At 68.4% G+C, this 24,117-nt stretch carries 24 protein-coding genes; 4 read left to right on the top strand and 20 right to left on the bottom strand.

What is annotated here, in order from left to right; all coding sequences use genetic code 11:
• Positions 1 to 146: 146 nt before the first annotated feature.
• The 5 genes from GGR03_RS23885 to GGR03_RS23865 all read right to left on the bottom strand — a co-directional run bounded on the left by GGR03_RS23885 (position 147) and on the right by GGR03_RS23865 (position 7,380).
• Complete coding sequence (locus tag GGR03_RS23885) at positions 147 to 1,289, bottom strand: DUF4167 domain-containing protein (RefSeq protein WP_183211319.1); 1,143 nt, start codon at positions 1,287 to 1,289, stop codon at positions 147 to 149.
• Positions 1,290 to 1,627: 338 nt separating this feature from the next.
• Entirely contained in the window at positions 1,628 to 2,476 is an 849-nt protein-coding gene (gene prmC / locus GGR03_RS23880) for a peptide chain release factor N(5)-glutamine methyltransferase (RefSeq protein ID WP_183211318.1), read from the bottom strand.
• Positions 2,477 to 2,501: 25 nt separating this feature from the next.
• On the bottom strand, positions 2,502 to 3,581 hold the full coding sequence (gene prfA, locus GGR03_RS23875; protein WP_183211317.1) for a peptide chain release factor 1: 1,080 nt from the start codon (positions 3,579 to 3,581) through the stop codon (positions 2,502 to 2,504).
• A 92-nt stretch (positions 3,582 to 3,673) separates the two neighbouring features.
• Complete coding sequence (gene ptsP / locus GGR03_RS23870; RefSeq protein WP_210292279.1) at positions 3,674 to 5,926, bottom strand: phosphoenolpyruvate--protein phosphotransferase; 2,253 nt, start codon at positions 5,924 to 5,926, stop codon at positions 3,674 to 3,676.
• A gap of 200 nt (positions 5,927 to 6,126) precedes the next feature.
• Positions 6,127 to 7,380, bottom strand: a complete 1,254-nt coding sequence (locus GGR03_RS23865; RefSeq protein ID WP_183211316.1) for an aspartate kinase — start codon at positions 7,378 to 7,380, stop codon at positions 6,127 to 6,129.
• A 223-nt stretch (positions 7,381 to 7,603) separates the two neighbouring features.
• Between GGR03_RS23865 and ubiG the strand changes: the two genes are divergently transcribed.
• A complete protein-coding gene (gene ubiG / locus GGR03_RS23860; RefSeq protein WP_183211315.1) occupies positions 7,604 to 8,353 on the top strand; it encodes a bifunctional 2-polyprenyl-6-hydroxyphenol methylase/3-demethylubiquinol 3-O-methyltransferase UbiG in 750 nt (249 codons plus the stop codon).
• Positions 8,354 to 8,444: 91 nt separating this feature from the next.
• Positions 8,445 to 8,873 carry a hypothetical protein gene (locus tag GGR03_RS23855; RefSeq protein WP_210292278.1) on the top strand — a complete coding sequence of 143 codons (429 nt, stop codon included), beginning with the start codon at positions 8,445 to 8,447 and terminating at the stop codon, positions 8,871 to 8,873.
• Between the two features lie 14 nt (positions 8,874 to 8,887).
• Here GGR03_RS23855 and GGR03_RS23850 read toward each other — a convergent pair whose 3' ends face one another.
• From GGR03_RS23850 to GGR03_RS23825, 6 genes are all read right to left on the bottom strand, one after another.
• Positions 8,888 to 10,147: a DUF6596 domain-containing protein gene (locus tag GGR03_RS23850; RefSeq protein WP_183211313.1), complete on the bottom strand. Its 1,260-nt coding sequence runs from the start codon at positions 10,145 to 10,147 to the stop codon at positions 8,888 to 8,890.
• A 70-nt stretch (positions 10,148 to 10,217) separates the two neighbouring features.
• Positions 10,218 to 10,640: a YciI family protein gene (locus GGR03_RS23845; protein ID WP_183211312.1), complete on the bottom strand. Its 423-nt coding sequence runs from the start codon at positions 10,638 to 10,640 to the stop codon at positions 10,218 to 10,220.
• A 166-nt stretch (positions 10,641 to 10,806) separates the two neighbouring features.
• Complete coding sequence (locus GGR03_RS23840; protein ID WP_183211311.1) at positions 10,807 to 11,268, bottom strand: DUF1178 family protein; 462 nt, start codon at positions 11,266 to 11,268, stop codon at positions 10,807 to 10,809.
• Positions 11,265 to 12,143 (bottom strand): carbon-nitrogen hydrolase family protein, encoded by an 879-nt coding sequence (locus GGR03_RS23835; RefSeq protein WP_183211310.1) that lies wholly within the window; start codon positions 12,141 to 12,143, stop codon positions 11,265 to 11,267. The genes GGR03_RS23840 and GGR03_RS23835 overlap by 4 nt, the downstream gene beginning before the upstream one ends.
• Before the next feature lie 21 nt (positions 12,144 to 12,164).
• The gene (grxC, locus tag GGR03_RS23830; RefSeq protein WP_183211309.1) at positions 12,165 to 12,422 is read right to left on the bottom strand and encodes a glutaredoxin 3; all 258 of its coding nucleotides are present in this window, start codon (positions 12,420 to 12,422) and stop codon (positions 12,165 to 12,167) included.
• Positions 12,423 to 12,461: 39 nt separating this feature from the next.
• Positions 12,462 to 13,211 (bottom strand): ComF family protein, encoded by a 750-nt coding sequence (locus GGR03_RS23825; RefSeq protein ID WP_183211308.1) that lies wholly within the window; start codon positions 13,209 to 13,211, stop codon positions 12,462 to 12,464.
• 154 nt (positions 13,212 to 13,365) lie between these two features.
• Between GGR03_RS23825 and GGR03_RS23820 the strand changes: the two genes are divergently transcribed.
• The gene (locus GGR03_RS23820; RefSeq protein WP_183211307.1) at positions 13,366 to 14,262 is read left to right on the top strand and encodes a class I SAM-dependent methyltransferase; all 897 of its coding nucleotides are present in this window, start codon (positions 13,366 to 13,368) and stop codon (positions 14,260 to 14,262) included.
• A gap of 16 nt (positions 14,263 to 14,278) precedes the next feature.
• On the opposite strand, the gene GGR03_RS23815 is transcribed toward GGR03_RS23820, so the two are convergent.
• The 6 genes from GGR03_RS23815 to GGR03_RS23790 all read right to left on the bottom strand — a co-directional run bounded on the left by GGR03_RS23815 (position 14,279) and on the right by GGR03_RS23790 (position 18,250).
• Positions 14,279 to 14,458: a Flp family type IVb pilin gene (locus GGR03_RS23815; protein WP_183211306.1), complete on the bottom strand. Its 180-nt coding sequence runs from the start codon at positions 14,456 to 14,458 to the stop codon at positions 14,279 to 14,281.
• Complete coding sequence (locus tag GGR03_RS23810; RefSeq protein WP_183211305.1) at positions 14,452 to 14,751, bottom strand: hypothetical protein; 300 nt, start codon at positions 14,749 to 14,751, stop codon at positions 14,452 to 14,454. The genes GGR03_RS23815 and GGR03_RS23810 overlap by 7 nt, the downstream gene beginning before the upstream one ends.
• A 104-nt stretch (positions 14,752 to 14,855) precedes the next feature.
• Complete coding sequence (locus GGR03_RS23805) at positions 14,856 to 15,266, bottom strand: NUDIX domain-containing protein (protein WP_183211304.1); 411 nt, start codon at positions 15,264 to 15,266, stop codon at positions 14,856 to 14,858.
• Positions 15,263 to 16,051: a GNAT family N-acetyltransferase gene (locus tag GGR03_RS23800; protein ID WP_246368460.1), complete on the bottom strand. Its 789-nt coding sequence runs from the start codon at positions 16,049 to 16,051 to the stop codon at positions 15,263 to 15,265. Before GGR03_RS23800 ends, GGR03_RS23805 begins: the two co-directional genes overlap by 4 nt.
• Positions 16,032 to 17,273 carry a bifunctional glutamate N-acetyltransferase/amino-acid acetyltransferase ArgJ gene (argJ, locus tag GGR03_RS23795; protein ID WP_183211369.1) on the bottom strand — a complete coding sequence of 414 codons (1,242 nt, stop codon included), beginning with the start codon at positions 17,271 to 17,273 and terminating at the stop codon, positions 16,032 to 16,034. Before argJ ends, GGR03_RS23800 begins: the two co-directional genes overlap by 20 nt.
• A gap of 95 nt (positions 17,274 to 17,368) precedes the next feature.
• A complete protein-coding gene (locus tag GGR03_RS23790) occupies positions 17,369 to 18,250 on the bottom strand; it encodes a peptidylprolyl isomerase (RefSeq protein WP_183211302.1) in 882 nt (293 codons plus the stop codon).
• Positions 18,251 to 18,540: 290 nt separating this feature from the next.
• On the opposite strand from GGR03_RS23790, the gene secA reads away from it, so the two are divergent.
• A complete protein-coding gene (gene secA / locus GGR03_RS23785; protein WP_183211301.1) occupies positions 18,541 to 21,270 on the top strand; it encodes a preprotein translocase subunit SecA in 2,730 nt (909 codons plus the stop codon).
• A 95-nt stretch (positions 21,271 to 21,365) separates the two neighbouring features.
• On the opposite strand, the gene GGR03_RS23780 is transcribed toward secA, so the two are convergent.
• The 3 genes from GGR03_RS23780 to GGR03_RS23770 form a co-directional block, all read right to left on the bottom strand.
• Entirely contained in the window at positions 21,366 to 21,647 is a 282-nt protein-coding gene (locus GGR03_RS23780; RefSeq protein ID WP_183211300.1) for an arsenate reductase family protein, read from the bottom strand.
• Positions 21,648 to 21,770: 123 nt separating this feature from the next.
• Positions 21,771 to 22,790, bottom strand: a complete 1,020-nt coding sequence (locus GGR03_RS23775; protein WP_183211299.1) for a L,D-transpeptidase family protein — start codon at positions 22,788 to 22,790, stop codon at positions 21,771 to 21,773.
• Positions 22,791 to 23,060: 270 nt separating this feature from the next.
• Positions 23,061 to 24,014, bottom strand: a complete 954-nt coding sequence (locus GGR03_RS23770; RefSeq protein WP_183211298.1) for an acetyl-CoA carboxylase carboxyltransferase subunit alpha — start codon at positions 24,012 to 24,014, stop codon at positions 23,061 to 23,063.
• Between the last annotated feature and the right edge of the window lie 103 nt (positions 24,015 to 24,117).

Here is a 24,117-nt window from a genome sequence, read left to right as displayed (position 1 = left end):
GCGCGACTGTTGCAGAATTGCACGTCCTGTCATTGCGCTATGTCAGGGCAATCTGGGAATCGCCATGCCCCCCAAACGACGAATGGCGCCGCGGAGACCGCGACGCCATTCATATTCCTGCAGCCGAACCGCCCGCAGGCGGCTGGTCAGCCGTTGGATGCCAGCAAGAAGGAGGGCAGCTCGTTGCCCTCGCCGTCGCTGGCCCCGCCCGAACCTTCCTCGGGCTTCTTCTTGCGCGGCCGGCCCGGACGGCGCTTGACCGGCGCCTCGCCCTCCGGCGCATCGGCCTGCACTGCGGGCCGGGTTTCGGTCGCTTCGCCGGTGCCGGTCGCCGCCTGAGCCGCCGACGCCGGGGCCGCCGTCTCGTTCGAAACGGCCTCCTCGCCGTCGCGGTTGCGACGCGGACGGCCACGGCGCCGCGGCTGCGGTGCCTGCTCGTCGGTGGATGCAGTCGCGCCGTTTGGTGCCGCGTTCACGGCTTCCGCGCTCTCGCCGCTTCTGTCGGCCTCGCGCCGCGGCGCATGCTCGTCGCGCTGCGGCTGCCCGCCACCATTGCCGGCGTGAACAGCTTCCTCGCGGTCGCGGCGGCCGTCGGCCTCCGCTCGCGGCGCGCGATCGTCGCGCTGGCCGTCTCCGCCGCGCGGCGCGTCATGGGCGATGATCGGCTGCGGCCCGGTGCCCTGCGGCTGGATGCGATCACGGCGGTTGTCGCGGTTATTGTCGCGATCCCGGTTGTTGTCCCGGTTCCGATTGCCATCGCGATCGCGATTACCGTCCCGGTCACGATTACCGTCGCGGTTGCCGTCCCGGTCGCGGCTGCTGTCGCGGTTGCGGTTCTGCTCGCGATCCCTGTTGCCGTCCCGATTGCCGTCGCGGTCCCGGTTGGAATCGCGATCGCGGAAACCGTCGCGGTCGGATTCGCGGGCACCGTTGGAAGCCGGCCGCTCGTCGTTGCGGAACTCCTGCGAGTCCTGCGAATCGTCGTCGTCCTCGTCGCCGTCCCGCATGTCGCGGTCGTCGCGCTGCGGCTGGAACTGGCCCTGCGCCGCGGCAACGATGCGGTTGTAATGCTCGGCGTGCTGCAGATAGTTCTCGGCCATGACCCGGTCGCCGGCGCCGGAGGCGTCGCGCGCCAGCATGCCGTATTTCTCGGCGATGTGCTGCGCGTTGCCCCTGATCTTCACGTCCGGACCGTTCGACTCGTAACTGCGCGAGAGCGGGTTGGGACCTTTCCGTCCCCGACCGCGCATACGGTTCTTCTGCTGCTGCTGCTGCTGTCCTGGCCTCATGCTCTTCCCGTCTTCTGGATGTGCCGGCCCCGCCGGTCTGGCCCCTTGCCTGCGAACACGCCAAGCGTGTTCATGCTCATCGACCGCGCAGCTGCACAGCCGCCTCAAAGAGTTTTAAGTGTTTGCGCCTGGCGACACCCAATGCCGGCACGGACGACCCATTGGTCATCTCGAGCATCCCGGGCCGCATCGCTGCGGCATCGATCGGGATGTCCCCCTCGAATGCTCGGCTATACGCAGGACCCTAGAAGGGAAAACGTCCAGCCACAAGTGCTTTCTCGCTACTTGAAGAAGGGTTTGCACCGGTCTCGCAAGCTCTTCTTCCATGGCTTTGCGGTTTAACCGCGACCTGGGGACCGGAACCGCAGCACCCGGTCCTTGCCGCCAAGATCCTTAGCCGTCCTGAGAAACACCAGGCCCTCGTTGCCGAAAATCTCTTCGATCGACGCCCCCTGGCCGATCCCGAACTCGACGATCACCTCGCCACCGGCACGAACCACACTAGCAGCGGATCGCGCGATCGCATGGTAGGCGTCCAGCCCGTCCGCTCCGCCGTCGAGGGCCCTCAGCGGGTCGTGTTCGCGCACCTCGCGCGCCAGTGACGCAATGTCGTGGTGGGGAACATATGGGGGGTTCGATACCAGGAGATCAAGAGGTCCTGCCAGCCCCGCCAGATAATCCATCCGCACCGGCAGCATGCGATGCGCCACGCCCGCAGCCTCGGCATTGCGCCGGGCGGTGGCCAACGCCGCCTCGCTGATGTCGGTGGCGACCGCCACCGCTGCCGGGTGCAGGGCCAACAGCGAGACCGCAATCGCCCCAGTGCCGGTCCCGATATCGGCGAAGACGCAGCGCCCCGTTGCCTCGATCGAGGCCGCCACCGCCTCCGATGCCTCGTCGACGAGGATCTCCGTGTCCGGCCGCGGCTCCAGCGTATCGGGTGAAAGCAGGAAATCGTGGGCGTAGAACGCCCGGCGGCCGAGGATCCGGTGCACCGGCTCCCCCGCCAGGCGCCGCTGAAGGAACCGCTCGAAGCTCTCGGCCACGTCCGGCGAGGATGGCAGCCTCGCATGACGGTGCATTTCACTCGCCGGCAGCCCGGCAGCCTCGGCCAGCAGCAGGCGGGCGTCGAGATCCGGCGTTGCCGCCCCGCCGGCCCGCAGCCGCTCTGCCGCCGGCCGGAGCATGTCCTCCGCCCGGGCGCTGCCGCTCTCAGGCATCGGCGCCGACGGCCGCCAGGAGCTGCGCCTGGTGATCGGCGACCAGCGCCTCGACCAGCTCGTCCATCTCGCCCTCGATGACCCGGTCCAGCTTGTAGAGCGTCAGGTTGATCCGGTGGTCGGTGACCCTTCCCTGCGGAAAATTGTAGGTGCGGATGCGCTCGGAGCGATCGCCGCTGCCGACCTGGCTCTTGCGGGCGGCCGATCGCTCGTCGTCGGCCCGCTGTCGTTCCATGTCGAACAGCCGCGCCTTCAGCACCTGCATCGCCCTTGCGCGGTTCTGGTGCTGCGACTTCTCCGACGAGGTCACGACGATACCGCTCGGGATATGGGTGATCCGCACGGCGGAATCGGTGGTGTTGACGTGCTGGCCGCCGGCGCCCGATGCCCGCATCGTGTCGATGCGGATGTCCTCGGGGCGCACCTCGACGTCGATGTCCTCGGCCTCCGGCAGCACCGCGACGGTGGCGGCGGAAGTATGGATCCGGCCCCCCGATTCGGTCTCCGGCACGCGCTGCACGCGGTGCACGCCCGATTCGAACTTCATCCGCGAGAAGACGCCGGCGCCCTTGATCGCCGCGATGACTTCCTTGTAGCCGCCGACCTCGCCTTCGCTGGCCGACAACACGTCCACCTTCCAGCCGTGGAGCTCGGCATAGCGCTGATACATGCGGAACAGGTCGCCGGCGAAGAGCCCCGCCTCCGAGCCGCCGGTGCCGGCGCGGATTTCGAGGATCGCGCCCTTCTCGTCGGCCGCGTCCCGGGGCAGCAGCAGGATCCGGATCTCGCCGCTCAGCCGTTCGAGTTCCTCCCGCAGGCTGTCGATCTCCATCTCCGCGAGCTCGCGCATCTCGCGATCGGCGGAAGGATCGTCGCGCAGCGCCAGCGAACCGGCCAGCTCCTCCTCGACCCTGCGATACGAACGGATCGCGGCAACGACCGGCTCGAGCCCGGCATATTCCGCCGCCAGCCCGGCATAGACGCCGTGTTCCGGGCTCTTGGCCATCTCGTTCTCGAGATAGCCGAACCGCGACAGGATTTCGTTGAGTTTGGCGCTCGGCAAATTTGCCATGGGATCCTGAAATGTCCGAAGCTTGAAAGACAGCGCGCCGGCGACCGCCGTCGCAGGCAGAGGGCGGCGGAAGGCACCTGCCCGCCGGCTCGCTAATGGGGAATCGAATGCGCCCTGGCGTATTCGACGAGCATCTCGCGCATGCCGTCCGCTCCGTGCGCCTCGTCCAGCTTCGCGCGCATCGCCACTTCCAGATCGCCGACGCTCATTTCGACGATCATCGCCTTCACCGGCCCGATTGATGGCGGCGCCATGGATATGGAGCGGAAGCCGAGGCCGATCAACGCCATCGCGCTGAGCGGGCGCCCGGCCATTTCGCCGCACAGCGTCACCGGTACGCCGTGCCGGTTCCCGGCCTCGACGATGGTCCGCAGGGCCCTGAGGAACGGCACCGACAGATCGTCGAAGCGGCCGGCGACCCTGGCATTGCCCCGGTCGACGGCGGCGAAGAACTGGAACAGATCGTTCGAGCCGACCGAAACGAAGTCGAGTACCGCCATCAGCTCGTCGAGCTGGAAAAGCGTCGACGGCACTTCGATCATCGCGCCGATCTTGAGCTCGGCGGGCATCGGATGGCCGAACCGGGTGAGGTGCTTCAGCTCCCGGTCGATCAGCGCCCGGGCCTGCTGCACCTCGCCGACGTCGGTCACCATCGGGAACATCACCCGCAGCTCGCGGCCAGCGGCGGCCTTCAGCAGCGCCCTCAGCTGGGTGCGCATCAGCCCCGGCCGGTCGAGCGCCAGCCGCAGCGCCCGGTAGCCGAGCGCCGGGTTCTCCTCCGGCGACTGGCTGATATAGGGCAGCACCTTGTCGCCCCCGACGTCAAGCGTCCGGAAGGTGACGGGCCGATCCCCTGCTGCGTTGAGCACCGCCGCGTAGAGCCGCTCCTGGTCGCTGGCGCGCGGCATCGTCGAGGCGACCATGAACTGCAGCTCGGTGCGGAACAGGCCGATCCCGGCCGCGCCCGATTCCTCCAGCTGCGGCAGGTCGACGAGCAGGCCGGCATTCATCTCCAGGTCGATCGCGACGCCGTCCTTGGTGCACGACGGCACGTCGCGGAGCGAGCGATAGCGCTCCTGGCGCCGCTCGCGGAACCGCGCCTTGTCGGAAAACAGCGCCGCGAGTTCGGCCGGCGGTCGCAGATGCACCCCGCCATCCTCGCCGTCGACGATGATGAGGTCGCGGTTCTCCGACATGGAGACCGCGCCCTTCACCTGCCCGACGACCGGGATGCCGAGCGCGCGGGCGACGATGACGACGTGGCTCGTCGCCGCGCCCTCTTCCAGCACCAGGCCGCGGATCATCTCCCGCCGGTAGTCGAGCAGCTCCGCCGCACCCATCGAGCGCGCGACGATGACCGCGTCGCCCTCGGCGGAATCCTCGGGATGGCCGTCGCGGCCGATCAGCTGGCGCAGCAGTCGGTTCGCGAGATCGTCGAAATCGTGCAGCCGCTCGCGGATATAGGGGTCGGTCATGTGCATCATGCGCGCCCGCATGTCCGACTGCACCTTCTCGACCGCCGCCTCGGCGGTCAGCCCGTTGCGGACCGCCTCCTCCAGCCGGCGCACCCAGCCGCGATCATGCGCGAACATCCGGTAGGCCTCGAGCACCGCCCGGTGCTCGCCCTCGGCGGCGACGTCGCGTCGCGCCAGCATGTCCTCGATCGAGACCCGCAATATGCCGAGCGCCCTGCTCAGCCGGTCGACCTCCGCCTCGACGTCCTCGTTGAAGAGGTTGGTCACCACGACGCGCGGCTCGTGGAGGATCACGTGGCCGATGCCGATCCCGTCGGACAGCGCCTCGCCGTCGAAGCTCACCGGCCGCGACAGGTCGAGGGCGACGCCCGGCCGCGACAGGCCTTCCAGGCTGCCGGCCGCGATCATCTCGGCGACGACCATCGCCACCGTCTCCAGCGCCTCGGACTCCTCGTCGCGGTAGAGCCGCGCCGACTTGTTCTGGACGACCAGCACGCCGAGCGTCCGGCCGGCCCGCAGGATCGGCACGCCGAGGAAGGAGTTGTAGATCTCCTCGCCGGTCTCCGGCAGGTAGGTGAAGGCGGGGTGCTTCTGCGCTTCGGAAAGGTTCAGCGGCCGGGCCGTGGCAGCAATCGTGCCGACGAGGCCCTCGCCGAGTTTCAGCTGGGCAAGGTGGACGGAGCCCGGGTTGAGGCCCTCGGTGGCGTAGAGTTCCAGCACCGCATCGGCCCGCAGGACGTAGAGCGAGCAGACCTCGGCCACCATGTTCTGGGCGATCTGCCGAACGATCTGGTCGAGACGCGCCTGTGGGTCGAGCGGCTCGGCCATGAGCTCCCGGATGCGGCGCATGAGGACGCGCGGACCTGACATGTCGCTCCTGATCAACGCAATCTCTCGTTTTCGGCGACGGCCGGCCGCGCCCGGGGCCCGGTGCGGTTCGACTCTCGTTCTATCAGATCACACTTCCGTGCCCCGGAGACAACCGAATGACGGATGCTCCCCGATCCCCTGCGGACAACCCGCTCCGTCCGCGTCTTACCCAGCGCAACCGCAGGCTTCAACCCGCCGGGTCACGGCTTGTCGAGGCCGTAGACAGAGTGCAGCGCCCGGACCGCCAGCTCGGTGTACTCTCCGTCGATCAGGATCGAGATCTTGATTTCGGAGGTGGTGATGGCGCGGATGTTGATGCCGCGGCTGGCCAGCGCCTTGAAGGCGGTGGCCGCGACGCCGGTGTGGCTGCGCATGCCGACGCCGATGACCGAGACCTTGGTCAGGCCCTGCTCGCTCTGGATGGCCTCGTAGCGCATCGCCGATTTCGCCGTCTCCAGCACCGCGGTGGCCTTTTGCAGGTCGCCCGCGGGCACCGTGAAGGTCATGTCGGTCGTGGCGCCCGATTCGGAGATGTTCTGGACGATCATGTCGACATTGACGCCGGCTTCGGCGAGCGGCCCGAAGATCGCGGCGGCGACGCCCGGCTGGTCCTCGACCCGGCGCAGCGAGATCTGCGCCTCGTCCCTGGCATAGGCGATCCCTGTGACGACCTGCTGTTCCACGATTTCATCCTCGTCGCAAATGAGAGTTCCCGGCGGGTTGTCGAAGTCTCCCATGCCGGGCGCGTCCGGATCCTCGAATGACGAGCGCACGAACATGCGCACCTTATGCACCATGGCGAGTTCGACGGATCGGACCTGCAGCACCTTGGCGCCGAGCGAGGCCATCTCCAGCATCTCCTCGAACGAGATGCGGCTCATGCGGCGCGCCTTCGGCTCGATGCGCGGGTCGGTCGTGTAGACCCCGTCGACGTCGGTATAGATGTCGCAGCGATCGGCCTTGATGGCCGCGGCCACCGCGACCGCGCTGGTGTCGGAGCCGCCGCGCCCGAGCGTCGCGATCCGATTGTCCGGCGCGATGCCCTGGAAGCCGGCGATGACCGCCACCTGATTGTCGGCGAAGCGCCGTACGATCTCGGCGGCGTCGATCTCCTGGATCCGCGCCGCGCCATGCGCCCCGTCCGTCTTGATGGCGATCTGCCAGCCCTGCCAGGAGCGCGCGTTGACGCCCATCGCCTGCAGCGTGATCGCCAGCAGCCCGGCCGTCACCTGCTCGCCGCTGGCGACGACGGCGTCGTATTCCCGCGCGTCGTGGATCGGCGAGGCCGCCCGGCACCAGCCGACGAGCTCGTTGGTCTTGCCGGACATCGCCGACACCACCACGGCCACGTCGTGGCCGGCATCGACCTCGCGTTTGACGTGCCGCGCGACGTTTTTGATGCGGTCGATGTCGGCGACGGACGTGCCGCCGAATTTGAGAACGATGCGGGCCATGAAAGCGGATCGGTGTCGTATGAGGTGCGGAACGGTGTCCGGCTGCGGGAAACGGGCACGAGGCGAGTGCCCGCCACCCCCGGCGCCGAGCGGCCGTTCCGTAACCGATGCGGCCCCGATCCGCAATCCGCCGGCCGCTGCAGCGCTGCCGATGGTCGCGGCCGCTTGACTTCGCGGCCCGCGGCGGAACATGCGCGGAGGAACAACAAGGAGCGAGACGACGATGAACGCAAGCGAGGGCACCACGATCGATGCCGGCGAGGTCGAGCGGTTTTCGCGCCTGGCGCAGGAATGGTGGAACCCGGCGGGCAAGTTCAAGCCGCTGCACAAGTTCAATCCGGTGCGGCTGGAATATATCCGTGCCCAGCTGGCGATGAACTTCGCCAGCGACCTCACGCGCGGCAAGCCGTTCGAGGGACTGTCGCTGCTCGATATCGGCTGCGGCGGCGGCCTGATCTGCGAGCCCATGGCGCGGCTCGGCGCCCATGTCGTCGGGGCCGACGCGTCGGAGACGAATATCGAGGTCGCGCGCCTGCACGCGGCCGAGAGTGGCCTGTCGATCGACTACCGCGCCACCACGGCCGAGGCGATCGCCGCCGGCGGCGAGAAATTCGACGTGGTCCTCGCCCTCGAAATCGTCGAGCATGTCGCCGACGTCGACCTCTTCCTCACCTCCTGCGCCGCGATGGTGAAGCCGGGCGGCCTGCTCTTTGTCGCGACGATCAACCGGACGCTGAAGGCCTACACCTTCGCCATCGTCGGCGCCGAATACGTCCTCGGCTGGCTGCCCAAGGGCACGCACCAGTTTTCCAAGCTGGTCCGTCCCGAGGAGATCGCCGGTCCGGTCGAACGGCAGGGCCTGTCGATGATCGACGAGATCGGCGTCGTCTATCACCCGCTCGCCGACGCCTGGCGGCAGTCCCGCGACACCGACGTCAACTACATGGTCCTCGCCCGCCGTCCTTCGGTCTGAGGGCACACCGGCCGAGAATCCTGGGGACATCCTGCAGCTTCAGGCCGTTAGCCGCCTACCCGTAAGGTTTGGGCAAGCCCAGGCGCCGATGGTGGCCCAGCGGCGGGAATTGCGCCGCGTCAAGGCGGGCACTGAAAAACCGGCACGAACAGACAACGACCCCGAGGGTGAGATGGTGGCGGCGAACAGAGACTCGGTTCCGAACGAAGCGACCTGTCCGGTCCCCCTGGAGGTCCTGGCACTGCTGCTGCGTTCGGATGAGCGGACACGGGTGGCGCTGATCCGGGAGATCGACCCGGAGGCCCGGGCCCGCCTCGCCTTCTTCTGCTACAACCGCGTGCACCTTCGCCCGCTGGCCTTCCGCATCGCCGGGCTCTGCGAGTTGCGCGACCTGCGGGTGATCGCCGGGATCAAGGGCGATTTGCTCTTCCAGCAGGCCACCGAGCAGGGCCTGTTCGAGGACGGCGGCCCCGGTCCCCGCAAGAAGGGCGTGACGCTGGCGAAATCCGCCCGCGGCTGATCGGCCGTCTCCGGTCAATCGCCACAACTATCCGCCCGCCCCAGCAGGAACGCCTTCTCCGGTTCATTCCGTGACAGGTTGGCAGCCTGCTCGAAGGCAGCCTTCGCCTCCGGCATGCGCCCCGCCCGGAACAGGAAGTCGCCCTTGGCCGCCCAAAGCGGCGCGTAATCGCGCAGCGTCCCCACCGCTTCCAGCGCCGGCAGCAGCGCCAGGCCGGCTTCCGGTCCGAAGGCCATGCTGTGGGCGATCGCCCGGTTGAGGTCGACCACCGGCGACGGCATCACCTTCCGGAGCGTCTCGTAGAGCCCGGCGATGCGACGCCAGTCGGTATCCTCGGCCCGCGGCGCCCGCGCGTGGCACGCCGCCAGGGCCGCCTGCAGCGCATAAGGCCCGCCGGCGCCGCCCAGCGCCTCGGCACGGTCCAGCGCGGCGAGACCCCGCCGGATCAGCAGCCGGTCCCAGCTGGCGCGATTCTGCAGGGTGAGCGGGACCAGCGATCCGTCCGCTGCCACACGAGCGGCGAAGCGCGAGGCCTGGATGTCCATCAGCGCGACGAGGCCGAACACCTCCGGTTCCTCCGGCGCGAGACCGGCGAGGATGGCACCGAGGCGCCGCGCCTCGGTGCAGAGCGCCGGCCGGATCAAATCCTCGCCGGCCGTCGCCGCATAGCCCTCGTTGAAGATCAGGTAGATCACCTCCAGCACAGAGCCGAGCCGCTCCTGCCGTGCCTCGCCGCGCGGCACCTCGTAGGCGAGGCCGGACTTTCCCAGCGTCTTCTTCGCCCGCACGATGCGCTGGGCGATTGTCGGCTCGGGGGTGAGGAAGGCCCGACCGATCTCGCCGGTGGTCAGTCCGCCGATCAGCCGCAGCGTCAGCGCCGCGCGGGCCTCGCGCGACAGCACCGGATGGCAGGCGACGAAGATCAGGCCGAGCAGTTCGTCGCCGACCTCATCGTCGAGCGCCGCCTCGATCGCCTCGGGTCCGCCGGTCCCGGCCACGAGGTCGCGGCCGATCTCGGCGTGCTTTTCCGCCCGCATCCGCTCATGCCGGAACTGGTCGATGGCGCGGCGCTTGGCCGTCGCCATGAGCCAGGCGCCGGGACGATTGGGCACGCCGGTCCTCGGCCACTCGGCGAGTGCCGCGACGAGGGCGTCCTGCGCCAGTTCCTCGGCTAGCCCCACATCCCGCACCAAGCGGGTGAGGCCGGCGATCAGCCGGGCCTGTTCGATCCGGAAGACCGTCTCGATCGCCTGATGGGTGTCAGTCGCTGCCACGCCGGCAATCTAGGCGCGGGGCCCGGCATCGGCCAAGCCCCGGCGCAAGTGGTCCTCGGGACGTCCGGCGTCAGCGCGCCTCGAGCTTGGCCCGCAACCGCTCTTCATGCTCCTTGACCGCCGGCGTCACGGCATCGCCGAAGTCGGCGAGCTCGTAGAATGGCCGGATCTCGAGCTCGCTCGGTCCGGGCATGGGGTTGGGGCAGCGCTTGGCCCATTCGACCGCCTCCGCCATGTCCCGGACCTCCCAGATCCAGAAGCCCGCGACCAGTTCGCGGGTCTCGGCAAACGGCCCGTCGATGACCGTCCGGCCCGGGCCGTCGAAGGCGATCCGCTTGCCCTCCTTCGACGGCTTCAGCCCGTCGCCGGTAAGCATGATGCCGGCATTGACCAGCTCCTCGTTGAATTTCCCCATGGCCTCGAACAACTCGGTCGAGGGCATGAACCCCGCCTCGGAGTCGTCCGTCGCCTTCACCATCACCATTACGCGCATCGTTCTGTCTCCCTTGCCGGGGGGTCGTTTTGACCGCCCTGCCCATACGACGAGCGAAGCTTGGCGAAATCGACAGCGCGTGACGATTTTTTTCGAAGAGCCAACCCGGACTTCATCCACGGAGCGGCAAGACCTCGGCGGCAGGCGTGGAGCCCCTGCGGAATGGCTAGTTCTTGTCTTCCGGCAGCGGCGGCAGCGGCAGGGCGGCGATGCCCTCCTCGCCGAGGCCCTTGACCTCGGCGGGCGAGGCCTCGCCGTAGATCTGCCGGGCTTCGGTCTCGCCATAATGGATGCGCCGCGCCTCTTCGGCAAAGCGCGGGCCGACATAGTCCGCCTTGGCGCGCAGTTCCCGCGCCATTTCCTGCAGCTTCGCGAACACCTTGGCCGCCTCGGCGTTGACGTAGCCGCCGCCCGGCGCCATGGCCGTTTGCGCCTGATCGCCGGCGACGGACGCCTTTCCGCCCTTGCCGAGCGCCGGCCGCATCAGCGCCTTGGCGACATCCGTCGATCCGCAGACCGGACATTCCACCAGCCTGCGTTCGGCCTGTGCGTCGAAATCCTCGCCGGAGCGGAACCAGCCGTCGAAGCCGTGGCCATGCGGTTCGCACCGGAGCGCAAAGCTGATCACTCGGCCGCCTCGGACGCGCCCGCGGCGTCTTCACCGACCGCGCCGACGCGGAAGGGCCGGGCATTCTTCAGATTGGGGATCTTGGCCCGCGCCGCCGCCACCTCGGCCGTGTCGATGCGCGCCATCGCGACGCCGGGACTGTCGCCGTCCACTTCCGCGACGATCCGGCCCCAGGGGTCGACGATCAGCGAATGGCCGTAGGTCTCGCGGCCGTCCTCGTGGACGCCGCCCTGCGCCGCCGCGATGACGTAGGCACCGTTCTCGATCGCCCGCGCCCGCAAGAGCACGTGCCAGTGCGCCTCGCCGGTCTGGCGGGTGAAGGCCGCCGGTGCGGTGAGGATCTCGGCTCCGGCCAAAGCCTCCTCGCGGAACAGCTGCGGAAACCGCATGTCGTAGCAGACGGCAAATCCGAGCCGCGCCGAGCCGTCGGCAAATTGCAGATCGGCGAGCGCCGCGCATTCGCCGGGCCGGTAGGTGCGCGATTCCCGCCAGCTTTCGCCATTGTCGAGATCGACGTCGAACATGTGGATCTTGTCGTAGCGCGCCTTGAGCGTGCCGTCCGGCGCGTAAAGCACCGCGCGGTTGGCGACCTTGCCGTCATCGAGCGCGATCGCCGTCGAGCCGACATGCAGGTAGACGCGATGCTGGCGCGCCAGCCGGGCCGCCGCCGCCAGCACCAGATCGTCGTCCTCGCCGCGCAGCCGCTGCATCAGTTCGGCGCGGTCGCGCTGCACCATGCCGGTCATTTCCGGCGACTGCAGGTAGTTCGCGCCCGAAACGACGGCTTCCGCGACGAGTGCTTCCAGCGCCGCGACATTCGCCTCCGGCTCGAGGCCCGAGCGCATCTGCAGCACGGCGGCGGTAAAGGCGGTCATCGCGGCACTCCGTTCGTCGGTTCAGGCAGCCAGCAGCGGATCGAGCTTGCCGGCGCGGTCCAGTGCGTAGAGTTCATCGCAGCCGCCGACATGCGTGTCGCCGACGAAGATCTGCGGGAAGGTCGCGGCGCCCTTGGCGCGCTGGTACATTTCCTGGCGCAGCTGCGGCGAAGCGCTGGCGTCCTTCTCCTCGAAGGCGACGCCCTTCTCTTCGAGCAGGCGCTTGGCCCGCGTGCAGTAGCCACAGAGCTGGCGGGTATAGATGACGACGTCCGGCATGAGATTCCTGTCAGAATTCGGTTCGGAAAGCATATGGCTTCACTCCGTGCCCCCCGCAACCCTTGCAAAGACGAGCACGTCGACGTCCCTGGCCCCGGCCCGCTTCAGCGCCCGCGTGGCGCTCGCGGTGGTGGCACCCGTCGTATAGACGTCGTCGACCAGGAGCACCCGGCGCCCCTGGATCTCCGAACGCCGCGGATCGACCACCTTGAACGCGCCTCGGACATTCTCCTGGCGCTGGCTGGCGCCGAGCCCGACCTGGCTGCGGGTCGGCTTGACCCGCCTGAGCGCCAGCGCGGAATAGGTCGTGCCCGTCTCGCGGGCGATCCGCCGTGCGAGCTCGGCGGACTGGTTGAACCGGCGCCGCCACAGCCGGCCGGTGTGCAGCGGCACCGGTACGACGATGTCGGCGTCGGCCAGGAGCTCTGCCCCCGCCCGCCGCATCCAGCCCGCCATCAACGGCACGAGATCGGTGCGGTCGCTGTATTTCAGCGCTCCGACCAGCCGGGCGGCAAGGTCCTCGTACAGCACCGCCGCGCGCAGTCGCGCGAAGGGCGGCGGCTCGGCGATCGCCTCGGCGGAAAGGAAGCCCTTGCCGAGATCGTAGGAGAACGGCAGGCCGAGCACCTCGCAGAACGGTCGCTCGATGTAGCGCAGCTTCGGCCAGCATTGCGGACAGACGGTCCCGGCGCCCGTCAGGGCCGCCTGGCAGCCTGGGCAGACGGGCGGGAACAGCAGCCGCCCGATCGACCCGCCGATCGCCATCGTCCCGCGCCTGATGATGTTCATCGCTCCTCCCGCCCCTGGCGCGCCGCATGCATCGCGCCCGGCGCCCTGCCTGTGCCGGCACGTTTGGCCGAAGCGCCGCTTCGACCCTTGACGATACTCCTGCTGCGGTCAGCTACAAGCGCTCTCGACGCCACATCTAGCAGAGACAAGCCCCATGCCGGACGCCCCCGGACACCGTGTCTTCGACCGGCATCTTCTCGACCGGCGCCGCCGTCGCTGGCTGGGCGCCGGGGCGACACCCGCCGTCCGGTTCCTGCTGCGGGCGGTCGCGGACGAGCTCGCCGAACGCCTGTCGCTGGTCGAGCGCCGGTTCGAGGTGGCCGTGGATCTGGCCGGCCATACCGGCGAGATGGCGGCCCATATCCTCGCCGGGGGACAGGCGGACCGCATCGTCCGGATCGAGCGGCTCGGAGCGCTGCTCGCGGGCTCTCCCCTGGCCGCCGTGGGCGACGAGGAAGCGCTGCCGCTGGCCGAGGCAAGCGTCGACCTCATCGCCTCGACCCTGTCGCTGCATCTGACCAACGACACGCCCGGCGTGCTGGTCCAGTGCCGCCGCGCGCTGCGGCCGGACGGGCTGTTCCTCTGCGGCTTCCTCGGCGGCGACACGCTGAGCGAGCTGCGCGCTTCCCTTTTCGCGGCGGAGGCAGAGCTGATGGGCGGCGTCTCCCCCCGCGTCGCCCCCTTCGCCGACATCAGGGACGCCGGCGCCCTGCTGCAGCGGGCCGGCTTCGCCCTGCCCGTCACCGACCAGGACCGGCTGACGGTCCGCTACGACAATCTGTTCCAGCTGATGCAGGACCTGCGCGCCATGGGCATGGCGAACATGCTGGTCGAGCGCTCCCGTCGCCCATCCTCGCGGCGCCTGTTCCTGCGCGCGGCCGAGATCTATGCCGAGCGCTACGCCGATCCGGACGGCAGGATCCGCGCGACATTCGACGTCATCTACATGTCGGGCTGGGCGCCGCACGAGAGCCAGCAGAAGCCGCTGCGTCCGGGCAGCGCCAAGGCGAGCCTCGCCGCCGCGCTGAAGGATCGCTCGGAAACGCCCTGATCCGGGCGGAAGGTGCTCAGAAAGCCGAGGCGATCGCCTCGAACGTCGCCACGAAGGCCTCGGTCAGTGGCTGGAAGCTGGTGACGAGGGCGGTCCCGATTATCGCGGCGACGAGCGTATACTCGACGGCGACGCCACCGCTGCGGTCGCGGCGAAAGGCGCCAAGGCGGGCGGCGATGCGCTGGCGGGTCAGCATGCGCCCGTTCTCCCGCCGCTGGCATGGACGATGCAGGGAGCGGCGCCGGGTGCCTGCAGCACGCTGCGATGGACCGTGTAGCGATTGGCGCCGATCGAACCGGTGGTCATCGTGTCGAGTTGCGGGCTGCTGGCGACATAGTCGACACTCTTGCGGGCCGCCGGGACGACGACCAGCGCCAGGCCGATCGTGATCGCCCCGAACAGCAGCGTCGCGCGAAGCAGGGCGGTGCGCAGCTCGCGAATGGAAGCCTGGAGACGAAAATCGTTCAGCTCGTCCTGGAATTCGCGCATCGTCGCCTCGCAACCTCACCAACCGGCTCAGGATGGCGGACAACGATAAAAAAACATTGAATCAAAACTTAATGTTCGCCGGTTTTGCCCGGGTGGCGTTCCGCTCAAAGCAGATCGACCAGATGGGCGATCAGCGGCTCGTCGGCCGGCGGCATGGGATAGTCCCGCAGCTGCGACGCCCGCACCCATTTCAGCCGCTGCCCCTCGCGGCCCGTGGGGATTCCCTGGTAGCGGCGGCAGACATAGAGAGGCATCAGAAGGTGGAAGCCGTCGTAGGAATGGCTGGCGAAGGTCAGCGGCGCCAGGCACGCCGCCTGCGTCTCGATCCCCAGTTCCTCGCGCAGTTCCCGTATCAGCGCCACCTCGGGCGTCTCGCCTTGGTCGAGCTTGCCGCCCGGGAACTCCCAGAGCCCGGCCAGCGCCTTGCCCGTCGGGCGCTCGGAAAGCAGGATGCGGCTGTCGGCATCGATCAGGGCGCAGGCGACGACGACGAGGAGCGCACGCTCGCCGCTCACGTCGGCTCACCCGGCGGCGCGCGATAGACGTAGCGATAGGCCGGCTTGAAGCCGAGCGAGCGGTAGAGCGACAGGCCCGCCGCGTTGTCCGCCTCGACCTGGACCCATGCCGTCTTGGCGCCCTTGCGGACCGTGTAGCGGAGCGCCGTGGCGACAAGGTCGCGGCCCGTCCCCTGGCGCCGCTGGCTCGGCGCTACAGCAACGTCGAGCAGGCCGGTCAGGTCGTTGTCGTGGATGGCCAGCGCCACCGCGACGGGCGCGCCGCCTTTGTCTTCCTGGACGAACATGCCGGTGGGCGGGCGGATCGCCTCGATGATCTCGGTCAGCCCGGCGCGCAGTTCCGCAGGACGCTCGTGGACGATCAGGCTCGCCTCGATATAGCGGGCGGTGTCGCGGATCGGGATCCGGTCGAGGGCGCTCTCGAAGGAGAGCTTCGTCAGGTCCGCCGTCATCACCACGGATTCGCCGAACCGGCTCCAGCCGTCCTGGTCGAGATGGCTGACGAGTTCCGGCGGCGCCAGCGGCGACTGCCGCACGATGATCGAACGGCCATAGTCGAGGAAGGTCCGCCGCGCCCGCTCGATCCGCTCGGGAATGTCGGCATTGTCCGACGGGTCGAGCGGATTGACGGAGTTGAGCCGCTTGGCCGGAAACGACTTGGTCAGCCGCACGGCCCACGTGCCGTCGAACGCCGTCGACGACGCCGGCCATGCGCGGAAACCCGCCGCCTCGAGCCGGCGCACCACGGCCAGCTGTCGCAGCCTCTCAGCTTCGGTAATCGCCATTGATCGCGACATATTCCTTGGTGAGATCGCAGCTGTAGACCGTCCAGCTTCCGGTTCCGAGGCCGAGTTCCACCCGGATCGGGACCTCGGGGCGCTGCATCACCGCCGAAGCCGCGGCTTCGGAATAGGCCGGATCGCGCTCGCCGTCGACAGCGACGCGGACCTCGCCGAAATGAATGGCGAGGCGATCGCGGTCGGCGGTCTCGCCGGCCTTGCCGACGGCCATGACCACCCGGCCCCAATTGGCGTCCTCGCCGGCGACCGCGGTCTTGACCAGCGGCGAATTGGCGATCGACAGGGCGATCCGCTTGGCGGCCGCGTCGCTGGTCGCCCCTTCGACGGTGACCTGGATCTCCTTGCGGGCGCCCTCCCCGTCCCGCGCCACCTGCCGGGCGAGATCGAGCAGCAGGTCGTCGAGCGCGGCCCGGAAGCCGGCGGCCGCCGGGTCGCTTGCTTCGGTAATCTGGGGGCAGCCGCGCGCCGCCGCGCTGCCGGTCGCAAACAGCAGCAGCGTGTCGGAGGTCGAGGTGTCGCTGTCGACCGTCACCGAGTTGAAGCTCGGGCCGACACCCTCGGCCAGCATGGCCTGCAGCGCCGGTGCGGCGATCGCCGCGTCGGTCGCAACGAAGGAGAGCATGGTCGCCATGTCGGGCGCGATCATCCCGGCGCCCTTGGCGATGCCGTTGATCGTCACGCTCGCTCCGCCGATCTCGACCTGACGTGTCGCGAGCTTGGGATAGGTATCGGTGGTCATGATCGCCTCGGCGGCTTCCCGCCAGCCGTCCGGACGCGCCGCGTTGGTCAGGCCGGCGAGCAGCCCCGCGAACTTGCCGGCGTCGAGCGGCTCGCCGATCACCCCGGTGGAGGCGAGGAAGACCGCGTCGGTTGCGCAGCCGAGCGCCGCCGCGGCCGCCTCGGCCGTCAGCGCCGTCGCCTCGCGGCCGCGCCTGCCGGTGAAGGCGTTGGCGTTGCCGGAATTGACCACCAGCGCCCGCGCCTGGCCGCCCTTCAGGCTTTCACGACAGAAATCCACCGGCGCCGAGGGACATTTCGAGGTGGTGAAGACGCCGGCGACGCTCGTCGGCGCGTCCAGCACCATCACCAGGACGTCGGTGCGCCCCTTGTACTTGATGCCGGCCGCCGCCGTGGCGATGCGAACGCCGTCGATCGGCGGAAGTTCGGGGATGTTGGCCGGAGCCAGAGGTGAGACGGGCGTCGTCATGGAATCCTTCGACGGCTGGAAATGGGCGTCGGCCGCGCCGATCGTCGGAACGGTAGCGGCGAACCGGCGCGCCCGCAGGCGCACCGCCGGATCCGCTACTCGGCCGGCGGAGCCTCGGCCGGCGCCGGCTCCATCGCGCCTTCGATCGCCTCGATCTGCTGCTTGAGCGCGGGGTCGACATATTCGACGGTGAGTTCGGCCCGGGCGTCGCGCACCAGTTCCATGTATTTCTCGCGCAGCACGACCTGGCGGACCTGCTCCTTCACCTGGTCGTAGCTCGGCGGCTCGGCCTGGCGCTTTTCCTCGACCCGGATCACGTGCCAGCCGAACTGCGTCTCGACCGGATCCTTGGTGTACTGTCCCGGCTCCAGGGCGAAGGCGGCCGTCTCGAAGGCCGGCACCATCTGGCCGGCGCTGAAGAAGCCGAGATCGCCGCCTTCCGGCCCCGAGGGTCCGGTCGACATTTCCTGCGCGACGGTGGCGAAGTCCGCCCCCTCGTCGAGCCGCTTGATCGCCGCCTCGGCCTCTTCCTTGGTCTTTACCAGGATGTGGCGCGCGTGCACTTCCTCGGTGGCCGGCATCGCGCCGATCTCGGCATCGTAGCGGGCCTTCATCTGGTCCTCGGTCACCGTCGCGACGCCGTTCTTGGCGAAGAACGCGTTGTGCAGCGCGCGGTCGCGCTGAAACTCGATCTCGCTGGCGACCGCCGGCTCGTCCTGCAGCTTTGCCTTCTCGGCTTCCTGCGCCAGCGCCTGGATGTCGATCAGCGCGGAAAGCACGGCAAGCCGGCGCTGCTCCTCCGGAAGCTGCTGGAACTGCGCGCCGATCTCGTTCTGCGCGGCGCTGAGATCGCCCTCGGTGATCTCGGACGCGCCAACCTTGGCGACGACGTCGGTGTCGGCAGCGCGAACGGGGCCGGCAAGGAAGGTCAGGACGATCGCGCTCGCGGCGAGCGTCAGGCGAAGAACGATGGTCATGGCAAAGAGCATCCTTTGCGGTTCGATGGGAGGATGGGGCATCCAGTTTCGCGTGTCCGCGCGCCTCTCGGGCAACGCTCCAGTGGCCCCGGAATGCGGCGGCCCCGGCGGGCGGGGCGCCGTTGACAACGGTTTGGCCCCCTCTTATCTCTCGCGCGATCCGAAAGTCCAGCCGCCTTCCGCAAAGTTTGAAGGCCCCGCAAGCGCAGGGGATCGACCGGAACCAGCGGCCGCGACCGGCGGCGCGGGAGATGGCGTCGGTAGCTCAAGACACTCTGGAAGGTCCCTTCATGGTCAGTTTTGGCGGGCTAGCCCGCAAGTTGCTGGGTTCGTCGAATGACCGCATGGTCAGACGCTACGAGCCGCGCATTCGTGCCATTGCGGCCTGCGAGGAAGAATTTTCGGCGCTCACCGACGACGAGCTTCGCGGTAAGACCGCCGAGTTCCGCGCCCAGCTGGCCGACGGCAAGACGATCGACGACCTCCTCGCGCCGGCTTTCGCCGTGGTCCGCGAGGGCGCCAAGCGGGCGCTCGGCATGCGTCACTTCGACGTCCAGATGATCGGCGGCATGGTGCTGAATTCCGGCGCCATCGCCGAGATGAAGACCGGCGAGGGCAAGACCCTCGTCGCGACCCTCGCGGTCTATCTCAATGCGCTCGAGGCCAAGGGCGTCCACGTCGTCACGGTCAACGACTACCTCGCCAGCCGCGACGCCGAATGGATGGGCCGGCTCTACCGCTTCCTCGGCCTCACCGTCGGCACCATCGTCCATGGCATGTCCGACGACCAGCGCCGCGCGGCCTATGCCTGCGACGTCACCTACGCGACCAACAACGAGCTCGGCTTCGACTATCTGCGCGACAACATGAAGTACGAGCGGGGCCAGATGGTCCAGCGCGGCCATCATTACGCGATCGTCGACGAGGTGGACTCCATCCTGATCGACGAGGCGCGCACGCCGCTGATCATTTCCGGCCCGCTCGACGATCGCTCGGACCTCTACAAGACCATCGACAAGTTCATCCCGCAGCTCGGCCCCGAGGATTACGAGGTCGACGAGAAGCAGCGTCAGGTCTCCTTCACCGAGGACGGCACGGAGAAGCTGGAGCGCCTGCTCGAGGCGGCCGGTCACCTGCACGGCGACTCGCTCTACGACATCGAGAACGTCGCCATCGTCCACCACGTCAACAACGCGCTGAAGGCCCACCAGCTCTTCCAGCGCGACAAGGACTACATCGTCCGCGGCGACGAGATCGTCATCATCGACGAGTTCACCGGACGCATGATGCCGGGCCGGCGCTATTCGGAAGGCCTGCACCAGGCCCTCGAGGCCAAGGAAGGGGTGACGGTCCAGCCGGAGAACCAGACCCTCGCCTCGATCACCTTCCAGAACTATTTCCGCATGTACAGGAAGCTGGCGGGCATGACCGGCACCGCTCAGACCGAGGCGGCCGAGTTCGGCGACATTTACGGCCTGGACGTCATCGAGGTCCCGACCAACCAGAAGATCCAGCGCCTCGACGAGGACGACGAGGTCTACCGGACCTTCGAGGAGAAGTTCCGCGCCATCGCCCTGGAGATCAAGGACGCCGCGCAGCGCGGCCAGCCGATCCTCGTCGGCACCACCTCGATCGAGAAGTCCGAGATGCTGGCCGAGCGGCTGCGCAAGGAAGGCCTCAAGGACTTCCAGGTGCTGAACGCCCGCTACCACGAGCAGGAAGCCTACATCGTCAGCCAGGCCGGCGTGCCGGGCGCGGTGACCATCGCCACCAACATGGCCGGCCGCGGCACCGACATCCAGCTCGGCGGCAATGCCGAGATGCGCATCGCGCGGGAACTGGGCGACATGCCCGAGGGCCCGGAGCGCACGGCGAAGGAAACCGAGATCACCGCCGACATCAAGCGGCTGAAGGAACAGGCGATGGCCGCTGGCGGGCTCTATGTCCTCGCCACGGAACGCCACGAGAGCCGGCGCATCGACAACCAGCTGCGCGGCCGCTCCGGCCGCCAGGGCGACCCCGGCCGCTCGAAATTCTATCTGTCGCTCCAGGACGACCTGATGCGCATCTTCGGGTCCGAGCGCATGGACTCGATGCTGACCAAGCTCGGCCTCAAGGAAGACGAGGCGATCGTCCATCCCTGGATCAACAAGGCGCTCGAGAAGGCGCAGAAGAAGGTCGAGGCGCGCAACTTCGACATCCGCAAGAACCTGCTGAAATACGACGACGTGATGAACGACCAGCGTCGGGTGATCTTCGAGCAGCGCATCGAGCTGATGGATGCCGCCGAGCTCGACGACACCGTCGCCGACATGCGTCACGCGACGATCGAGGCGATGGTCGCAAGACACATCCCCGAGCGGGCCTATCCGGAGCAGTGGTCGACGCAGGAGCTGAAGGCCGAGGCCATCGAACTCCTCAATCTCGACCTGCCGATCCCGGAATGGGCCGAAGAGGAAGGCATTGCCGAGGACGACATCCGCGATCGCATTCGCGAGGCGGCGGACAAGGCCGCGGCGGAGAAGGCCGAGCGCTTCGGCCGCGACGTAGCGACCTATGTCCAGCGCAACGTCGTGCTGCAGACGATCGACGCGCTCTGGCGCGAGCATCTGGTCAATCTCGACCATCTGCGCTCGGTGGTCGGCTTCCGCGGCTATGCCCAGCGCGACCCGCTCAACGAATACAAGTCGGAAGCTTTCGAGCTCTTCGAGTCGATGCTCGCCAACCTGCGGGAGCGTACCACCCAGCAGCTGATGCGGGTGGAGATCGTCCGCCAGGCGCAGGAAACCCAGCCGCCCCGGGTCCCGGAAATGGCCGGGCACCATGTCGATGCGACCACCGGCGAGGACGAGATGGATGGCGGTGCCCAGTCCGTCACCGCCGCCTTCGCGCCGGCGGCGGCCAACGGCATGCCGCGCGATGCGGCCAATCCGGAAGGCTGGGGCCATGTCGGCCGCAACGAGCCTTGCCCGTGCGGCTCCGGCAAGAAGTACAAGCACTGCCACGGCGCCTTCGTCTGAAGACACGTCGGACCGATTTGCCGGCACGCCCGAACGGCGTGTCGGCCGATGTCGTCCCTAGGCCGCGCGGTTATGAAGCTGTCGGCTGACCCGTTTCAGCTTGCCAGGCCAAGCGGGCGAGCGATCAGGACCGGATTGGCGATCATCGCCTCGAGCAGTTCCTCGTCGCTGAGCGCCGGGTCGTCGAGACCGAGCTCGACATAGGGAGTTCCCCAGCGGCGCAGGATGTCGCGGGGCCTTGCACCCATCATTCGCAGGATTTCGGCCAGCGCTTCTCTGCTCGGCGGGGCCGTCAGATAGTCGTCGAAAGCGACGGCCTCCGATAAGGGATGGCCACCGGGCAGGGCGGCGTCGGGCTGATGGAAGGTCTGGGACATCACGGCGTTCCCTTGCTCGGAACGGGCGCCTGGCCGGCTCGCGGCCGAAGCATTCCGCCCTGACAGGCGTGAGCTATCCGGCTGAGCCGGCGAGGACGGTTACAGCCGCCCTCGCCGTCGACCTCAGTTCAGGAAGCTCGAAAAGATCGACCCGCCGCTGCTCGACGACGATGAGCCGGACCGGCTGCCACCGATGCGGTTGCCGTCGCGGTCGTAGCCCTTGCGGCGGTTCTGTTCCTGCGCGTAGGCATCGGCGGTGATCGGGTCGCCGGTGCGGTAGGTGAAGCTCGACGTGACGGCGAACTCGCTGGGCTTCAGCCGCGCGGCGATCTGCTCTTCCTGCGCTGCGTCGGCGGCGGCCTTGGCGGCGATCTCGGCCGGCGTCTGGAACACCGGGCACGGCCCGGTCGGCGACAGACCGGCGACGGTCTCGGCGCTCTGGTCGAAGATGTAGCGGCCCTCGCAGACGCCGACATTCGGCGGACGCTTGGTGATCTCGAAATGATCCGAGCCCATCTTGAGCATCTTCCAGAAGGCGTAGTGCTCGGACTTGCGGTGACGGGCGAGATTCTTCGGCGTCATCCGGAACGGATAGGCCTGGATCTGGAACGCCCGCTGCCCGCCTTGGAAGGAATCGCGGGCCAGCGTGTAGATCTCCTGCACCTGCACGTCGTCCATGGCGTAGCAGCCGGACGAGTTGCACGAGCCGTGGATCATCAGATGGCTGCCGGTGCGGTCGTTGGCGCGGTCATAGGCGTTCGGGTAGCCCATGTTGATCGCCAGATGGTAGTTCGAATTGGGGTTCAGCTGCGCCGGCGTCACCGTGTAGAAGCCCTCGGGCGCCTGACGGTCGCCTTCCTTCTTCTTCGGGCCGAGCTTTCCCGACCAGGCGCAGATCTCGTAGGTCTTCAGGAGGGCGTAGGTGCCGTCGGTCTTCTGCTTCCAGATCTCGAGTTCGGACTCTTCCTTGTAGAGCCGGACGAGAACGGGCGAGTTCACCCCCATGCCCTGCGCCTTGATCGCCCGGACGAGTTCGGCAGGCAGCGGCGCATTGGCCGGCACCAGGTCTTCGTACTTGCAGGCAGACAGCGCAAACAGGCTTGCGGCAAGCGCGGCCGCAGTCACGAGGCGTCGGATAAACATCCCCTCAGTCCCCTATCGCACGGCGTTCAACCGACGCCGTCCCCTCTCGATCCGGTGCGCACCCCGCACGGTCCGGATCCTTGCGATGGCGACACTCCGGCCAGGCCGAAGTTTCCATCGCGACTTCCCTCGACATTGGTACTGCCGGATTAAGAAGCCGTTAAGCCAAATCACCCCCCGGCAGTCCAGGACCCCATTCTCCTGAACCCCGAGCGTGGCTTCATTTTGGCAAATGCCGGAAGGGAAGTCCGTGGCCGGCGGGCAACAGGCTCAGAGATTACGTCCGATCGCGAGGAACTTTTCCCGCCGATGTCGCCGCAATGACTCACCGTCGAGCGTCGAGAGCTCGGCAAAGGCCGTCCGGATATGGGCCGCGGCGGTGTCGATCGCCTCGTCGGGAGCGCGGTGGGCGCCGCCCAGCGGCTCCGGAAGGATCTCGTCGATGACCCCGAATTCCTTCAGGTCCTGGGCGGTGATCTTCATCGCCTGGGCGACGTCGCGGGCCCGCGTCGAGTCGCGCCAGAGGATCGAGGCGCCGGCTTCCGGCGAGATCACCGAATAGATCGCGTGCTCGAGCATGAGCACCTTGTTCGCCGTGGCGATGGCGATGGCGCCGCCGGAGCCGCCCTCGCCGATGATCACCGAGACCAGCGGCACCTTGAGATTGAGGCACGCCTCGGTGGAACGGGCGATCGCCTCGGCCTGGCCGCGCTCCTCCGCGCCGATCCCCGGATAGGCGCCGGCCGTGTCGACCAGCGTCAGGACCGGAATGTCGAACCGCTCCGCCAGCTCCATGATCCGGACCGCCTTGCGATAGCCCTCGGGCCGCGCCATGCCGAAATTGTGCTTCAGCCGGGTCTGGGTGTCGTTGCCCTTCTCCTGGCCGATCACGGCGACCGAGCGGCCATCGAAGCGGCCGAAGCCGGCGATGACGGCGTAATCCTCGGCAAAGAACCGGTCACCCGCCAGGGGCACGAAATCGGTGATCAGCCGCTGCAGGTAGTCGAGGCAATGCGGCCGGTCGGCATGCCGTGCGACCTGGGTCTTCTGCCAGGGCGTCAGCTTGCGGTAGAGGTCGGCGAGCGCGTCGCGCGACCGCTTCTCCAGCCGCTCGATCTCTTCGGTGACGTCGACGGCGTTCTCGCTCGACTCGATCTTCTTCAGCTCGAGGATCTGGCCCTCTAGATCGGCGACCGGCTTCTCGAAATCCAGATAATTGTGCATCCGTTACGCGGCTTTGGCCGTCCTTTGGATTGTCGACCGGAGGCGGCAGCCGGCCGGTTTGCATAGCGGGCCTGTCCGGCCCTGTGGGCCGCGCTTGCCTGGC

This window comes from Aurantimonas endophytica, assembly GCF_014196845.1.
In the GTDB taxonomy this organism is placed as follows: Bacteria; Pseudomonadota; Alphaproteobacteria; order Rhizobiales; family Rhizobiaceae; genus Aurantimonas; species Aurantimonas endophytica.
The sequence above is the reverse complement of the archived record's forward strand: the minus strand, read 5'-3'. Positions and strand labels throughout refer to the sequence as shown.

Bases quoted from the DNA above. Each gene is read 5' to 3' on its own strand.
- GGR03_RS23865 (WP_183211316.1), bottom strand. From the start codon at position 7,380: ATGGCCCGCATCGTTCTCAAATTCGGCGGCACGTCCGTCGCCGACATC.
- argJ (WP_183211369.1), bottom strand. From the start codon at position 17,273: ATGACGACGCCCGTCTCACCTCTGGCTCCGGCCAACATCCCCGAACTT.
- GGR03_RS23810 (WP_183211305.1), bottom strand. From the start codon at position 14,751: ATGCGCGAATTCCAGGACGAGCTGAACGATTTTCGTCTCCAGGCTTCC.
- ubiG (WP_183211315.1), top strand. From the start codon at position 7,604: ATGAACGCAAGCGAGGGCACCACGATCGATGCCGGCGAGGTCGAGCGG.
- secA (WP_183211301.1), top strand. From the start codon at position 18,541: ATGGTCAGTTTTGGCGGGCTAGCCCGCAAGTTGCTGGGTTCGTCGAAT.
- GGR03_RS23775 (WP_183211299.1), bottom strand. From the start codon at position 22,790: ATGTTTATCCGACGCCTCGTGACTGCGGCCGCGCTTGCCGCAAGCCTG.
- GGR03_RS23885 (WP_183211319.1), bottom strand. From the start codon at position 1,289: ATGAGGCCAGGACAGCAGCAGCAGCAGCAGAAGAACCGTATGCGCGGT.
- GGR03_RS23770 (WP_183211298.1), bottom strand. From the start codon at position 24,014: ATGCACAATTATCTGGATTTCGAGAAGCCGGTCGCCGATCTAGAGGGC.
- GGR03_RS23835 (WP_183211310.1), bottom strand. From the start codon at position 12,143: ATGACCGCCTTTACCGCCGCCGTGCTGCAGATGCGCTCGGGCCTCGAG.
- grxC (WP_183211309.1), bottom strand. From the start codon at position 12,422: ATGCCGGACGTCGTCATCTATACCCGCCAGCTCTGTGGCTACTGCACG.
- GGR03_RS23790 (WP_183211302.1), bottom strand. From the start codon at position 18,250: ATGACCATCGTTCTTCGCCTGACGCTCGCCGCGAGCGCGATCGTCCTG.
- prmC (WP_183211318.1), bottom strand. From the start codon at position 2,476: ATGCTCCGGCCGGCGGCAGAGCGGCTGCGGGCCGGCGGGGCGGCAACG.
- GGR03_RS23780 (WP_183211300.1), bottom strand. From the start codon at position 21,647: ATGTCCCAGACCTTCCATCAGCCCGACGCCGCCCTGCCCGGTGGCCAT.
- GGR03_RS23845 (WP_183211312.1), bottom strand. From the start codon at position 10,640: ATGCGCGTAATGGTGATGGTGAAGGCGACGGACGACTCCGAGGCGGGG.
- GGR03_RS23815 (WP_183211306.1), bottom strand. From the start codon at position 14,458: ATGCTGACCCGCCAGCGCATCGCCGCCCGCCTTGGCGCCTTTCGCCGC.
- GGR03_RS23825 (WP_183211308.1), bottom strand. From the start codon at position 13,211: ATGAACATCATCAGGCGCGGGACGATGGCGATCGGCGGGTCGATCGGG.
- GGR03_RS23820 (WP_183211307.1), top strand. From the start codon at position 13,366: ATGCCGGACGCCCCCGGACACCGTGTCTTCGACCGGCATCTTCTCGAC.
- GGR03_RS23800 (WP_246368460.1), bottom strand. From the start codon at position 16,051: ATGGCGATTACCGAAGCTGAGAGGCTGCGACAGCTGGCCGTGGTGCGC.
- ptsP (WP_210292279.1), bottom strand. From the start codon at position 5,926: ATGTCAGGTCCGCGCGTCCTCATGCGCCGCATCCGGGAGCTCATGGCC.
- prfA (WP_183211317.1), bottom strand. From the start codon at position 3,581: ATGGCAAATTTGCCGAGCGCCAAACTCAACGAAATCCTGTCGCGGTTC.